A 14,348-nucleotide genomic window follows, 5' to 3' on the forward strand; every position below is an offset into this window, starting at 1 on the left:
TCTGCGAACCATAGCGCACGACCTCGGCGCCCGCCGGGGCAAAGTGATCGGTGACATAACGATCGAAGTTGGTCGCCCGTTGCACGCCGATCCGCTTGCCTTTGAGCTGTGCCGGGATATCGTTGATGCCGCTGCCCTTGCGAAACACCAGGCGCGCCGGGATCCGATAGTAGCGATCGGTGAAGTCCACCGACTTCAAGCGCTCCGGGGTGATCGACATGGAGGAAATCACCGCGTCGACTTTCTTGACCTTGAGCGCGGGGATCAAGCCGTCGAACTCCTGTTCCTGCCAGACGCAACGGACCTTCATTTCAGCGCACAGCGCCTGGCCGATGTCGTAGTCGAAGCCGACGATGGCGTTGTCCGGGGTTTTCGAGGCAAAGGGCGGGTAAGCCGCCTCGATGCCGATGCGCAGCGATGATTCGGCGGCCTGCAGGTTCGCGCCGAAAGCCAGCAGCGAGACGAGACCCAGTTTCAGGGCGATGCGTTTTACGTTCATTCATTTGCTCCAGGTGCGATGTTATTGATTCCGGACGCTCCACAGAAGTCGTCCGTTATGGCAGCAGCAATGTGAACAAGCCCGGGCGGTGACTCTGGTGGTCGCCTGCCCGGTGACCGCACAACGGTGATCGGCCAGCGGCCTCAGACGGCCGCGGTGACAATCAGCTCCAGCAAAATCTCCGGGTCGTCGAAGGCCACTTGGGCCGTGGCCCGCGCCGGCGTCTGCGTGGCATTGATCCACTCGCTCCACAGCGCGTTCATGGCGGCGAAATCCCGGCCCATGTCTTTCATCCAGATCTGCACGCTGAGCAGTCGGTGCTTGTCGCTGCCGGACGCGGCCAGCAGTTCATCGATCCGTTGCAGCACCTGGCGGGTCTGGCCCTGGATGTCCTGGCTGCAATCGGCGGCGACGACACCGCTGAGCCAGGCCACGCCGTTGTGCACGACGCTGCGGCTCAGGCGTGGGTTGCTTTCGATGCGTTGAATACTCATGAAGGTTCCTCGATGGAGAGATGCTCGCCAGCCAATTGGGCGAGCGTGATGGGTTTGAGGGGTGAGCGGATGCGGTAATAGCCCACCTCGGCGGGTGCGACGCCGCGACGCTCGGCAATGATTTCGGTGACGCTCAGGCCGCACTGGCGCCCCTGGCACGGGCCCATGCCGCAACGTCCAAAAGCCTTGGTCTGATTGGGGCCCAGGCAACCCAGGTCGACGTAACGACGGATGTCGCCAGCGCTGACCTCTTCGCAGCGGCACACCGTGACGTCGTCGGCGGGAATGCGATTCTCTGTTCGAGGGCGATACAAGGTGTCGAGCAGTGGCCGTGCGGCGCGAGCACGGCGCAAGGCTTGTTGCAATGCCCCGGCTTTACCCTGCTGACCGGCGATGGCCAGCGCAGCCAGGCGCCCCTCCAGTTGCGCCACCTGGGCCCCGCCGATGGCGCCACCGTCGCCTGCGATGAAAATGCCCGGCGTGCTGCTTTCTCCCCATCGATTGCGGCGCGGCGCCCAGCACAATTGCTGTTCGCTCCAGTCGTGGGCCAGGCGCAACGACCAGCTCACCTGGGTGTTTGGCACCACGCCTTGATGCAGCAGAATCAAATCGGCGCGAATGCGCTGGGCGCGACCTTGACTGTCGAAGCTCAAGGCGCAGGCCCGATCCGTACCTTCAACCCGCAGGTTGCACGCACCGCGAAAATGCCGGACGCCGGCCCGCTTGAGTTCCGCCAGCAGCCCCAACCCTTTGAGCAAGTCGCGCCAGCCGCGCAGCGCGCCGGGAATATAGCGCCAAGCCCGCAGCAGATCGCTTCGCAGGTTGGTATCCACCAGCGCTTCAAGGGTGATCCCGGCGCGCAGGTATTGCACCGCCAGCAGGTAGAGCAATGGACCACACCCGGCCAGCACCACAGGCGAGGCCGGCACCATGGCAGCGCTCTTGAGCAGGATCTGCCCGGCTCCGGCGGTCATGACGCCCGGCAGGGTCCAGCCAGGAATCGGCATCGGCCGCTCGAAGGCGCCTGTGGCGATCAACAGGTGACGCCCTTGCAAGACTTCGGCACGGCCCTCGATCAGGTAATGCACCTCGCATTGCGACGTCACCTGCCAGATGGCCGCGCTGGGAAGATAGCGGGCACCGCATTGCAGAAAGTCGGCGGCCAACTTCGCCCCGGCCACGTAGTCGTCACCCAACACCGCGCGGCTGCGTAGATCCGCCTGGAGCACCTGGCGATAAATCTGTCCACCCGGGCTGGCCTGCTCATCCAGCACAACCACGGACAAGCCTTGGGCCCGGGCTTCGAGCGCAGCGCTCATGCCCGCCGGGCCAGCGCCGATGATAATCAGGTCGATGGCTGCGTTACTCATCGCCGCCCTCCTCCCGCAGTGCCAGGCAAGCGGCACCGTGTTGGCGGCGCACGCGCATGCCGGCACGCACCGGCACCAGGCACGCCTGGGCATTGGCTTGGCCGTCCACCTCCACCAGGCACTCGAAACATACGCCCATCATGCAGTAAGGTGCGCCGGGACGAGCGTTGATGGCGCTCTCGCGAGTGTGGTGGATACCGCAGCCCAGCAGCGCCGCCGCCAGGGATACATCGGCGGGCACTGTCAGCGGCGTGCCTTCGAATTCGATTTGCAGAGTGTGATCTCCCAAGGCCAGTGGCCGGAACAGACGATCAGCCGACATGGCGCACCTCGGCTTGCCGGTTGAAACGTTGCAGCCCGAATGGCTGCACCGCCAGATCATCGAATTCACCCGCAATCCATGGCGCCAGACGCAACGCATGGGCAGCGGCCAGGGTCACGCCGCTGTGGCAACTGACAATCGACAAGCCCGGGCGGCCTTGAGGCGTTTCGTAGATCGGAAAGCCGTCGGCGCTCATCACCCGCAGCGCACCCCAGGCCCGCACCAGTCGGACCTGGCCCAACCGTGGGAAACACTGCACGGCGCGCCGGGCAATGGCGGCCATGACCTGGCTGCCGGTGCCGTCATCGAAGCCCGCCGACTCATGGGAGTCGCCCAGTTGCAGCGTGCCCTCGTCTGTCTGGCGTACATAAGTGGTGGGGTATTGCAGAAAGGGTTCGAGCCGCTCCGTGACGAGGATCTGCCCGCGGTTCGGTTGCACCGGCACGTCCAACCCGACCATGGCCCCTAGCGCCCGATTGCCGAGGCCGGCGGCCAGCACAACCTGACAGGCGGACCAGCGCTTATCTCCAGCCCGCAGTTCGAAACCCGTTGCACCTGCTTCGAGCGCGTCGACGTGATGGCCGTTGATAAGCCTGACCCCGCGCGACTGGCAGGCGGCGTAGAGCGAGCGCAGCAGCTTGAGCGGATTGACGTGGCCGTCCATGGGCGAAAAACAGCCGCCGACCACATCCGGCCCAATGCCCGGCAAACGGGCGCGCAGTTGCGCATTGTCCAGCAGTTCAAAGGGGTAGTCGCCAGCAAGGGCTTCGCGCAGCCAACCCAGCCGATGGCTTTCCTCGGCCATTTCCCCGTCGCTCAGACACAACTGAAAGCCGCCCTGTTGGCGCAGATGAATGTCGATGCCGGTATCCGCGTGCAGCGCCGCAGCGAACCGAGGCCAGAGCGCCACCGATTCTCGCGTCCATTGCGCATACGGGCTCATGCGGTAGCCCTTGCCCTGGACCCAGAGCAAACCGAAGTTGCCCCGGGCGGCGCGAATGGCGTCGTCGCCTTCGTCGAGCACGCTTACCTGGCGTCCGAGCAAGGCCAGCCCATAGGCGACGGACATCCCCACCAGGCCTCCCCCCACGACAATGACATCAGTTTTTTGCATGGATTTCTTATCGCTGTTTTCAACGCCCATCATTCAATCAGGCGCCAGCCCATGGCTGCATCAATTGATTTCAATCGATCCTAGGGCGCTGACAACACCTTGAAAAATGCTTTATTTTGGCAATCTCATGTTTTTTTGTTATGGATAGGTCCGCACCATGAACCTCCGCCAATTGGAAGCTTTTCGCGCCGTGATCCTGGGCCAGACCGTGACCCGCGCCGCCGAAATGCTGCACATCTCGCAACCGGCGGCGACCCGGTTGATCGCCAGCCTGGAAGAGGACATCGGTTTCAGCCTGTTCGACCGAGTCAAGGGGCGGCTGCAACCCACCGCCGAGGCCATAACCCTGTATCAGGAAGTGCAACGTTCGCTGCTGGGCGTGGAACGCATTGCACGGACCGCCCAGGACATCCGCACGCTCAAGCGCGGCTCACTGCACATTGCCTGCGCACCCGCCATGGGCTTGTCATTCGTGCCTCGGGCGATTGCCGCGTTCATGGCCGAACACGATCAGATGCAGATATCGCTGGTGGTGCATTCGTCCCGGGAAGTTGTGGACCTGGTGGTGGGCCAACGCTGCGACCTGGGCCTGATCGTGCTGCCCAACACCTACCCCAGCCCCCGTGCGGAAAAACTGCTGGCGACGCGCATGCTTTGCGCCCTGCCCGCCGGCCATCGCTTGCAGGACCAAGAGACGATCCGTCCGGAAGACTTGCAGGGCGAACCGTTCATTTCCTATCCCCAGTCGATTGCCTCGCGCCAGCAGATCGATGCGATCTTCGCCGCCCATGGCGTGGACCGTGTACTGCGCCTGGAAACCCAACTCTCGCTGCCCATGTGCGTGCTGGTCGAACAAGGCCTGGGCGTGGCGCTGGTGGACGCCATCAGCGCTGTCGAATATCGCGGCCAGGGCATCGTCTTTCGCGCCTTCGAGCCGGCGATAGAAATGGACTTCAGCATGCTCCTGCCCATCCAGGGCCCGGTTTCCAGGCTGCAAGCCAGTTTTCTGGAGCACATGCGGCGCTTCATCGAAGCGCAGGTGCCGGCGGCCTATCGGTTCTGAACGGATCACCTGAGCCGCCCAATGGATCCACTAATGTAGCCAATCGTCCATTCTCACAGCAAAATCGTTGACAACTAAATTAGTTAAGAGAGTTAATGGATCCACAAACAAGAACAATCCGCCTGGAGATCCGTCATGTACCCCAAGAACGCCTGGTACGTTGCCTGCACCCCCGATGAAATCGCCGACAAACCCCTGGGTCGCCAGATCTGTGGTGAGAAGATGGTTTTTTACCGGGGGCACGAAGGCAAGGTCGCAGCCGTGGAAGACTTCTGCCCCCACCGCGGCGCTCCGCTCTCCTTGGGCTACGTCGAAAACGGCAACCTGGTGTGCGGCTACCACGGCTTGGTGATGGGCGGTGATGGCAAGACCGTCGAGATGCCGGGGCAACGGGTACGGGGATTTCCCTGCAACAAGACCTTTGCGGTGCAGGAACGGCATGGCTTCATTTGGGTCTGGCCCGGTGACCAGTCGCTGGCCGATCCGGCACGGATCCATCATCTGGAATGGGCCGAAAGCGATGAATGGGCCTACGGTGGCGGTCTGTTCCATATTCACTGCGACTATCGCCTGATGATCGACAACCTGATGGACTTGACCCACGAGACTTACGTCCACGCCTCGAGCATCGGCCAGAAGGAAATCGATGAAGCGCCGCCGGTAACCACCGTCGAGGGCGATGAAGTAGTCACCGCCCGCCATATGGAAAACATCATGGCTCCGCCGTTCTGGCGCATGGCCTTGCGCGGCAACAACCTGGCCGATGACGTGCCGGTGGATCGCTGGCAGATCTGCCGTTTCACCCCACCCAGCCATGTGCTGATCGAAGTGGGCGTGGCCCATGCCGGCAATGGCGGCTATCACGCTGCACCGCAATTCAAGGCGTCGAGCATCGTGGTGGATTTCATCACACCGGAAACCGAGACCTCGATTTGGTACTTCTGGGGCATGGCCCGGCATTTCCAGCCGCAGGATGACGCCCTCACCGCGTCCATTCGCGAAGGCCAGGGCAAGATTTTCAGCGAAGACCTGGAAATGCTCGAACGCCAACAGCGCAACCTGCTGGACCATCCACAGCGCAACCTGCTCAAGCTCAACATCGATGCCGGCGGCGTGCAGTCCCGGCGGGTGCTGGAGCGCTGGATCGCACGGGAGCGCGAGGCTCAAGCCGAGTTGATCGCCAGCACTCATCAGCCGCAACTGGCGGAGCAACGGCCATGATCGAAGTCCAGGTCACGGCGCGAAACAGCGAAGCCCTCGATATTTGCAGCTACGAGCTGACGCGGGTCGACGGCGAGCCATTGCCCGCCTTCACCGCCGGTGCCCATATCGATGTGCACTTGCCCGACGGGCTGATTCGCCAGTACTCGCTGTGCAACCATCCCGAGGAACAGCACCGCTACCTCATCGGCGTGCTCAAGGACCCGGCGTCCCGCGGTGGTTCGCGCAGCTTGCATGAACTTATCCAGCCCGGCATGCGCTTGCACATCAGCGAACCGCGCAACCTGTTTTCGCTTGCTCCCCACGCCCGGCGCAGCCTGCTGTTTGCCGGCGGCATCGGCATTACGCCAATCCTGTGCATGGCCGAGCATCTGGCCCAGAGCGGTGCGGCGTTCGAGTTGCATTACTGCGCCCGTTCGCGGGACCGTGCGGCCTTCGTCGAACGCCTGCGCCAGGCCCCTTACGCCGACCGGGTCTTCCTGCATTTCGATGAAGCACCCGAAACCCTGCTGGACGCCGCCAAGGTGCTGGCCGCCCCCGATAGCGACCTGCACCTCTACGTGTGCGGGCCCGGAGGTTTCATGCAGCACGTCCTCGACACCGCCAAGAGCCAGGGCTGGCAGGAAGACTGCCTGCACCGCGAATACTTCGCCGCCGCCCCCACCGACACCCGCGCCGATGGCAGCTTTTCGGTCAAGCTCGCCCGCAGTGGCCAAGTGTTTGATGTACCGGCGGACCGCAGCGTGGTGCAGGTGCTGGAGAGCCATGGCATCGAAATCCCGATCTCCTGTGAACAAGGCGTGTGCGGTACCTGCCTGACGCGGGTGCTGGAAGGTGTGCCGGAACATCGGGACATGTTTCTGACCGAAGCTGAGCAGGCCTGCAACGACCAGTTCACCCCGTGCTGCTCCAGGTCGAAGACACCGGTGTTGGTCCTCGACCTCTAACACCCAGACAACACGGAACCCTGTGGTGGGCTTGCTCCACAGTGTTTACCGTGGATCAATCTGTGCCGTGATGGCTGGGAAAGCTTTTGTGGCGAGGGAGCTTGCTCCCGCTTGAGTGCGCAGCGCTCATCGCTTTTTTGGGGACGCTGCGCGCCCCAGCGGGAGCAAGCTCCCTCGCCACAGGACCGTGCGGTTCCCAATACCTTGTGGGTATCCAACATCACCGCAAACTGACCCACCGCTTTCGCGAGCAGGCTCGCTCCCACAGGGGATTTGGAGTGGATACGAATATTGCAATCACCAGGCGCCGAGGCGGTCACTCCGAACGCAGGATCACCTTCATTCGCTCATCAGCCAGTGTCGAGCCGAACACCTCGGCGTAGCGCAGGGTCGCATTGGCATGCTCGCGCATGATCGCCTCGGCGCGGCCGCTCTGGCGGTTGATCAGTGCGTCGAACACGGAATGGTGTTGCATATGGGCATAGTTGAAACGGCGAAACTCACCTGCCATGTTCTGGCGATCCACCGCCAGGGCGGTGACTGAGGCGAATGGCAAATGATCGTTGCGGGCCAGGGCATCGGCGATCGCCGGGTTGTGGCTGCCTTCGACGATCACTTGGTGAAAGCGCATGTTGAGGTCGTGATAGACCTCCAGGTCGTCCTCGGTGACGTAGCCTTTGGCGAACAATTCATCGCCCTGTACCAAGCATTGCTCAAGCGTCGCGCGGGCTTCTTCGGACAAACCATGCTCGGCTGTCTGCCGTGCCGCCAAGCCTTCCAGCACGCCACGCACCTCCACGGCCCCAGCAATTTGCTCGGCGCTGACCGAACGCACCTGGAAACCGCGCCCGCCAAAACGCACGAGCAACCCTTCCTGCTCCAGGGTGCGGAACGCCATGCGCACCGGCATGCGCGAAACACCGAACAACTCGGCTGTAGGGATTTCCATCAAGCGCTCGCCGGCGGCCAGCTCACCCGAGGCGATCATCTTGCGCAGCGCAACCAGCACCGTTTGGCCGGGCTTACTCATCCAGGCGATTCCAGAAAAAAGAAGCCGTCATAGTAGAAGGCTTGGCCCAGCGTGTCACGGCAAGGCACGGGGCCGCGATAAAGCGGGTGGCAACCACCTTGGCTGCCACCGCTGGGGCTCAAATGCCCGCCAGTTCCCGCAACTGCGCCAACGTCTGCTCGTCCAACGTAATCCCCTGCTCATTGGCTTTGCCGCGCTCGCGATGACGACGGTCGCCCGGCAATCGTCGCAACCCGACGCCATGCATCTGCCTGACCAGTTCCCGGCTGCGCTCGGCGAAGTCTTGCCCGGCGGTCTTGCTGGGGTCGATCACGATCAACAGCTGGCCGGTCCATGGCGTCTTGGCGCCCGGATGATTGCTCCAATCGAATTCGAAAGAAAAATTGCCCCCCGTCAGCGCCGCCGCCAGCAACTCGACCATCATCGACAACGCCGAGCCCTTGTGCCCGCCAAACGGCAGCAGCGCGCCGCCTTCGAGGATCGCCTTGGGGTCGCGGGTCGGTTGGCCAAGGCTGTCCACGCCCATGCCCGGCGGCAACAACTCGCCCTTGCGCGCGGCAATCTGCACGTCGCCGTGGGCGATGGCGCTGGTGGCCAAGTCGAAGACAATCGGCTCACCGTCGGCCCGTGGCGCGGCGAAGGCAATGGGATTGGTACCGAATAATGGACGGTCCGCGCCATGGGGCACCACGCACGTCATGCTGTTGACCACACTCAGTGCCACCAGGCCTTCGTAGGCAAACGGCTCGACATCCGGCCAGAGCGCCGCGAAGTGATGGGAGTTGCGAATGGCCAGGACAGCGATACCGGCGCTGCGGGCCTTTTCCACCAACAATGGGCGCGCGGCGGCCAGGGCTGGCTGGGCAAAGCCGTTGCCGGCATCCACCGCGACGAACCCTGAGGCGACGTCTTCGACCACCGGCACGGCCTTGCCGTTGACCCAGCCGCTGTTCAGCGTCGAGACATACCCGGGAAGGCGAAACACCCCATGACTGTGGGCGCCGTCGCGCTCGGCCCCGGCGCAGTTTTCAGCCAGGCACCGGGCGACTTCGGTCGAGGTGCCATGACGCAGGAAAATCTTCTCCAGCAAACTCACCAGAGCATCGAAAGACAGGGTGCGAGAAGCAGCATGATCGGATGGCGCAGACATCTGAAGCTCCGGAATGATTGTTGGAGGTAGCAACAGCGTGAAGGACCCGCCCGGTGATTAAACACCGTTTCAGGCGCGGGCTGTCAATCCTTGCCCGTGGCGGCGGGCCAGTAAGTCAGGAAACCAGCGTGCGGTAACTATGTACCACCTTTGCTCGTTCGTCGTTGCCTAGTCTGGCGGCTCCCTCCTTGTTCGCACCGCCTCGCGGTGCCTTGATCGAGATGCAACGATGCCCACTGAAGACATGCCACTTTTATTTCCCGAGGTCTTGGCTGCCGCCACACCGGACGAATTGATCGCAACCCACGGCTTGACGCAGGCAGACCTCGACTGGCTGCGGCATGTTTCCCTGCCCAGCCACACACTGCGCACCGCACAAACCCCACCGATGGCCGCCGAAACGATCCTGCTTGCGGCCGAGGGTAAATCCCCGATTCCGCTGGCCGGCTGTTTTGTCCTCAGGGTCTCGACAACGGCTGGCGCAGCGGACACCGAAACGGCGTACCTCTATACGCCGCAAGGTGGAATTACAAAGTTCGACAATCGGCAAGCCGTCGAGAAAGAAATTGACGAGATGTTGCGCAATCCTACGGCGCGCGACGACCTGTTTCGGTTCCTGTCGCTCTCCCAGCGCAGGGAACTCAACAGCACACCCACCATCAGGCAGGACAGGGGCACGATCAGCGGCGACGTGTTCAAGGCTCAGATCGAATCCATCGAACACGCCCAGGACCTTAATGCCCGATCCATGGTGAATGAGCTGATCAAACTGCCTTCGCTCGCCTCGATGTTGGATCAGGTACTCAGCGAGATCCTTCCGGATCTGGATCATGGGCAGGCCCGCGTGGCGCTTCGAAAACGCAGTCGCCTGAGCGATCCGACGGCGACACCGGTCATTGAAAGCGTTTCATTGAGCGACGCGGTCCTGATCTATTTCCACAATCAGGGTTGGCCTCCCGGGTATGAAGCCGACCTCTCGCATCCCGGTACAAGCGCTTCGCCCGACAATGCGCAGCAGTGGGAAAACATCGTGAAGACCACGGCCGCCAAGCTGATCCCCGCGTTTACGGAATGCATCAATGCCTATTGGCAGGCGCGCAGCGCCTTCTATGTTCCTCGCCGCAAATTACTGTCTCTGTTCATCGAGGAGGCGTTGCGGGCGACTATTTTGATCCAGCGAGAAAAAAACCAACTGACCGAAGGGCAAAGTCGAGAACTGTTTCGGCTATTCCGGCCGTCTCGTCGGAACGAGGCACTTTTGTTTATCGAAACGATCCGGCTCTGGGAATACGAGCCCAATGACGTGGAACTCGCGGGTTCCTTGATGATTAGCGGCGAGGGTCATTATCTCTACACCCCCGGCTACCCTCTTCAGAAAGTGGAAAATCACCTGGGGTTCAAACAGGCCTTGCTCGGTATGCCGGCTACTGTCGAACGAAAGGAAACGCTCTATAGCCTTCTCAGCCTGGAAGACCGTAACCGTTTCCAGAGTTTTGACGACCCGCAGGTTTCGGGTAAACCCGTGGCCTTGCCAGTCGCCGAATCCCTGGCCAGCGCCATCATCGACAAACAGGTGGGGAACCTGCACTACGCGCTGGAAATGTCGCGCCAGGCCCCTGTCGACATCCACTCGTTTATCGACAAGGCGCTGGATATACGTGCGTTCATCAACAAAAGCCTTTTGAGTCAGCCAACCGCCGGACATTGGGGGACGCATCCCGCGTTTCATGGCGACCTGCGCCCATCCAACTTCCTGGCCGATCAAATGGAAAGGAAAATCAAGAGCTATACCGATGTCGAGGACGCTTTCGACGGCCTCTTTAGTCAATTACCGACATCTGCCGACGTTTCGCTGCTCAACCCCCTCAGGCCGCTGCTGGCGGAACTGACCAATGTTTATTCCTTGGGCATCCGTGCCGAGGCCGAACTCAGGGCGCTTGATTCGAGCCTGCCGCCGATTGCAAATGATCTGATCAAAACGGTTTTTGCCTACGACCCGGACTACCCGGACCGTTCGCAACGCACAACCGTCAGGGGCTTTCGGCCAGACGTCTATTCGTTGAAGCTCGCATGCAGCGAAGAAGGTCGAACGGTTCAGTTGCCTCTCGCCAGTTGTTTTCTATTAACCGAGCGTGGCGGACTCGATACGCCCCACTCAGGCATGGCCATTCTGTGGACGCCCGCCGAGGGCTTGCAGGCTTTTTCGTCCGTTGATAGCGCCACTCAGAGATTGAATCAACGTCTGCTCGACTCTCAAAGACGCTTTGGCTTGCTGGAAAATCTCACTGCCCCTCAACGCTTGCCCCATAGGCGCTACCAGCTCCTTGCTTATGAACTGATCGAAGACAATGTGCTGGTCAATCGGATGCGTTCATTCATCAAATACTTCGAGGCCGAGTACGGCTATCTGAGCACATTGAGAGCCGGCGATTGGCGACTTACCGGGCCGGCCTTGATCAAAAGTCTTCAGGCGCTCCTGCACAAAGGAGCGCCCACCAATCTGAAGCGCGCCACCTCTCTTGCCCAGGCAATTAAACGCCAGCAGAAACTGCCTGCCTGGCTTGGCACGGCCCCCCTTGAAGAAAGGCGTGTGCACGTAGAAGTGATTGAGCAATATAAAAACAGCGTGTCCGACGGCAAGGATTACCTGGACGGCATCGAGCCCCTGGGCACCTATGTGCGCAAAAAACAGCAAGCGCTATTGGACGCGCGCTTTCCTGGGAAAAACCTGGACCCCGACACCGTCCGGATTACGCCCAACCTGGCGATCGTTGGGCCAGCCAGTTCATTGACCGACTTTGCGTTGAATCACATCGATGTGACCGAGAAGGGTTTCAAGGTTTCGTCAACATCCACCCAGCCATTGCCTGACGGTTTTAACGAAATGGCGGTACGGCAAATCTTGTTGTCCCTGGAAATCCCGACCACTTATAAAAACGACGTAACCGAATCCCTTTCTGGGCCAACGGCAGCCGTGCGGTCCAGAAAGCGGCGCTTTCACCAACAACTGCCCTGGCAATTGTTGCAGTACGCGCACGCACGGTATCTGCAGCAACACCTCTCCCCGACGGCATTCGACCTGTTTCGGCAAGTCATGGATATGCCGGACGCCATCGCTCGCCAAGCAGTCGAGGGCTTTAGCGCCTACTTCCGCCCTGTGGAGCTGATCAAGACCGAAGGCGGTGCCGCGATTAAAGCGTTGGGGCTTTACCTGTTCAGCTCGATTAACGATGCAACCAGCCCTCACGTCCTGTATTCGCCCTACCATGACGGTGATCTGTTGCAAGAGTTCGAAAGTGAAGAGCGCATCGTCGCTGCATTCAATACCCCCGGTGCGCTCCAGGATTTGCTGATTCGCCGGCTTCCCAAGGCGCAACAAGCCACGTTTAAAAATCTCTTTGCGTCCACCCGGGGGAGATCATCGGAGGTGACCCTGGGCTTCAGTCCCATCAATACCAATGTTCTGCACACGCTGTATGACGACAACGTCGCGTTACTGGCAGATATGTTGACCGCGCAAACCCAGAACCACCGTCAGTCTGATTGGGCAACAGCCCTCCATCTGTTCAGCACCGGCGTCAGGATGCTGGGGAAACAGTTACCGGCCAAATTATCCTTTCTGGACACACTTTGGGAAAGCTACCAGGACTTCAAGGATTCCGCCGAAGACTTGCAGCAGCATGATTGGAAAAGCGGATTGCACAACTTCATCGCTGGCGCCGCGGAGATGGTTTCACTTGGCTTTTTGAATCGCGCCGATACATTCGGCCTTCTTGACCCCATCGAACCGGTTTCGGCGAGCGCCCCGTCACCGCTGAATTGGAAGGACATCGCCTGCACGGCTTCGGCCCGCACCGACTTGCAAGTCTTCGAAGCGTTGGATGTCAGTCTCTCGGATCTTCAACTCAATGTGATGGACGGAACCTACAGGGCAGTGGAAACCGGCAAGCGCTACATTCCCCTTGCCGGCAAGGTCTATCAAGTGGCAAAAGCCGGCCTGGCCTGGCGAATCATTCACGACGACGGCGAAGGGCCGTTAGTGAAGTATTCGCCTGATGACTGGACATGGGCGATTGACCCGCAGCGCCAGACGATTCGCTTTGGCAAGGCCGGGTCGAAAATGGCCGTCACCTACAGTGATTTCAAAGCCAAGGGGACATTGAACATCGAGGCACGGGGCATGGCTGAGATACGTAGAAAATACCCATATCGTGCCAATACGATTGTTCAAGCGCTGGCGACCGCACGGCTCTACTGCTCCAATGCCTTGCAAAACCTTGAGCAACTTAAACGGCAGGTGCTATCAGGCTCGCGGTTGGATACTTACCTGAAATCGTTCTTCAACGTAAACGTGGTAGACCCCCGGCTTGTAGGGAAAATAGACACAGCGATTTCACCGATCTGCCAAGCACTGGCCGACCCGACCTGGGAATTGCAACATGCGGACCAAATCGTTGTTGGCAGCCTGAAACATCTGGCGGACAGGGCCACGGCGTTTGTACTCGAACCTGAAGCGCGGGGAAGAATTTATATCACACAGTTTTTCTTTGACCTGGGTCTGGATTGGTATAAAAGCATCGTCCCCGATTCCTTTGATGTTGATGCTCACGCCCAGGGCGCGACATTTATCCACGAAATATCCCATCAGTTGTTCAATACGCTCGATATTATCTATCTCGATGCGCCGATGCCGTTCCTGGATTTGATTTCAACAGCAACTCATTTGGGAAAAGTGAAATATGAACTGCAAAAAGAACTGCAACAGGACGGGCTTTCATTAAGCACCCCAAAATCAAAACTATTTACGCAGTGGGATGAGAACGACAATACCTACAAAGGCCTGGAGTTTTTCCCCCGAGAGAAGGAGACGGTGAAGGAAATCCTGAAAATAACAGGGACCCGCAACATGAACGAAGCACGTGATGCTTTCCTCGACCCCCTTTTACCGGACAAGCGGATCGACGTCATACTCCGCAATGCCGACTCCATTACCCTGTTGATCTGCGAACTAGGGCGCCAGCTCGACCAGCGCCGCTCTGCCCATTGATCTTTTTTTCACGTCGATCATGCAACAGTGACACGAGAAACAACGCTCGATACGACGATAAAAAAACCGTTCTTTAGTGCGCAAACGCCAT

The 14,348-nt window shown here is 60.3% G+C and carries 11 protein-coding genes; 4 read left to right on the forward strand and 7 right to left on the reverse strand.

Features of this window, described 5'->3' with window-relative positions; genetic code table 11:
• From ACIPQ1_RS27165 to ACIPQ1_RS27185, 5 genes are all read right to left on the reverse strand, one after another.
• On the reverse strand, window positions 1-499 hold a 499-nt coding region (locus ACIPQ1_RS27165), incomplete at its 3' end, for a transporter substrate-binding domain-containing protein (RefSeq protein ID WP_446535079.1).
• Between the two features lie 143 nt (window positions 500-642).
• Window positions 643-993, reverse strand: a complete 351-nt coding sequence (locus ACIPQ1_RS27170) for a RidA family protein (protein WP_250962076.1) — start codon at window positions 991-993, stop codon at window positions 643-645.
• A complete protein-coding gene (locus ACIPQ1_RS27175) occupies window positions 990-2,363 on the reverse strand; it encodes an FAD-dependent oxidoreductase (RefSeq protein ID WP_446534382.1) in 1,374 nt (457 codons plus the stop codon). Before ACIPQ1_RS27175 ends, ACIPQ1_RS27170 begins: the two co-directional genes overlap by 4 nt.
• Entirely contained in the window at window positions 2,356-2,685 is a 330-nt protein-coding gene (locus ACIPQ1_RS27180; protein ID WP_446534383.1) for a (2Fe-2S)-binding protein, read from the reverse strand. The genes ACIPQ1_RS27175 and ACIPQ1_RS27180 overlap by 8 nt, the downstream gene beginning before the upstream one ends.
• Entirely contained in the window at window positions 2,675-3,799 is a 1,125-nt protein-coding gene (locus ACIPQ1_RS27185; RefSeq protein ID WP_446534384.1) for an NAD(P)/FAD-dependent oxidoreductase, read from the reverse strand. The genes ACIPQ1_RS27180 and ACIPQ1_RS27185 overlap by 11 nt, the downstream gene beginning before the upstream one ends.
• Window positions 3,800-3,956: 157 nt before the next feature.
• Here ACIPQ1_RS27185 and ACIPQ1_RS27190 point away from each other — a divergent pair, with 157 nt between their 5' ends.
• The 3 genes from ACIPQ1_RS27190 to ACIPQ1_RS27200 all read left to right on the forward strand — a co-directional run bounded on the left by ACIPQ1_RS27190 (window position 3,957) and on the right by ACIPQ1_RS27200 (window position 7,030).
• Window positions 3,957-4,862, forward strand: coding sequence for a LysR substrate-binding domain-containing protein (locus ACIPQ1_RS27190; protein ID WP_411384870.1), 906 nt, complete (start codon window positions 3,957-3,959; stop codon window positions 4,860-4,862).
• A 135-nt stretch (window positions 4,863-4,997) separates the two neighbouring features.
• Window positions 4,998-6,083: a Rieske 2Fe-2S domain-containing protein gene (locus tag ACIPQ1_RS27195; protein ID WP_446534385.1), complete on the forward strand. Its 1,086-nt coding sequence runs from the start codon at window positions 4,998-5,000 to the stop codon at window positions 6,081-6,083.
• Window positions 6,080-7,030 (forward strand): PDR/VanB family oxidoreductase, encoded by a 951-nt coding sequence (locus ACIPQ1_RS27200; protein ID WP_446534386.1) that lies wholly within the window; start codon window positions 6,080-6,082, stop codon window positions 7,028-7,030. The genes ACIPQ1_RS27195 and ACIPQ1_RS27200 overlap by 4 nt, the downstream gene beginning before the upstream one ends.
• A gap of 316 nt (window positions 7,031-7,346) precedes the next feature.
• Here the strand turns inward: ACIPQ1_RS27200 and ACIPQ1_RS27205 are convergent, their stop codons facing one another.
• Window positions 7,347-8,060, reverse strand: a complete 714-nt coding sequence (locus ACIPQ1_RS27205) for a GntR family transcriptional regulator (protein ID WP_053125475.1) — start codon at window positions 8,058-8,060, stop codon at window positions 7,347-7,349.
• 118 nt (window positions 8,061-8,178) lie between these two features.
• Window positions 8,179-9,210 carry an Ldh family oxidoreductase gene (locus tag ACIPQ1_RS27210; RefSeq protein WP_411384873.1) on the reverse strand — a complete coding sequence of 344 codons (1,032 nt, stop codon included), beginning with the start codon at window positions 9,208-9,210 and terminating at the stop codon, window positions 8,179-8,181.
• A gap of 229 nt (window positions 9,211-9,439) precedes the next feature.
• Here ACIPQ1_RS27210 and ACIPQ1_RS27215 point away from each other — a divergent pair, with 229 nt between their 5' ends.
• On the forward strand, window positions 9,440-14,257 hold the full coding sequence (locus ACIPQ1_RS27215) for a dermonecrotic toxin domain-containing protein (protein WP_446535080.1): 4,818 nt from the start codon (window positions 9,440-9,442) through the stop codon (window positions 14,255-14,257).
• Window positions 14,258-14,348 lie beyond the last annotated feature (91 nt).

The organism is Pseudomonas sp. LARHCG127 (genome assembly GCF_052871455.1).

Coding starts and splice junctions, on each gene's coding strand:
- ACIPQ1_RS27215 (WP_446535080.1), top strand. CDS start 9,440: ATGCCCACTGAAGACATGCCACTTTTATTTCCCGAGGTCTTGGCTGCC.
- ACIPQ1_RS27185 (WP_446534384.1), bottom strand. CDS start 3,799: ATGCAAAAAACTGATGTCATTGTCGTGGGGGGAGGCCTGGTGGGGATG.
- ACIPQ1_RS27170 (WP_250962076.1), bottom strand. CDS start 993: ATGAGTATTCAACGCATCGAAAGCAACCCACGCCTGAGCCGCAGCGTC.
- ACIPQ1_RS27195 (WP_446534385.1), top strand. CDS start 4,998: ATGTACCCCAAGAACGCCTGGTACGTTGCCTGCACCCCCGATGAAATC.
- ACIPQ1_RS27190 (WP_411384870.1), top strand. CDS start 3,957: ATGAACCTCCGCCAATTGGAAGCTTTTCGCGCCGTGATCCTGGGCCAG.
- ACIPQ1_RS27180 (WP_446534383.1), bottom strand. CDS start 2,685: ATGTCGGCTGATCGTCTGTTCCGGCCACTGGCCTTGGGAGATCACACT.
- ACIPQ1_RS27200 (WP_446534386.1), top strand. CDS start 6,080: ATGATCGAAGTCCAGGTCACGGCGCGAAACAGCGAAGCCCTCGATATT.
- ACIPQ1_RS27175 (WP_446534382.1), bottom strand. CDS start 2,363: ATGAGTAACGCAGCCATCGACCTGATTATCATCGGCGCTGGCCCGGCG.
- ACIPQ1_RS27210 (WP_411384873.1), bottom strand. CDS start 9,210: ATGTCTGCGCCATCCGATCATGCTGCTTCTCGCACCCTGTCTTTCGAT.
- ACIPQ1_RS27205 (WP_053125475.1), bottom strand. CDS start 8,060: ATGAGTAAGCCCGGCCAAACGGTGCTGGTTGCGCTGCGCAAGATGATC.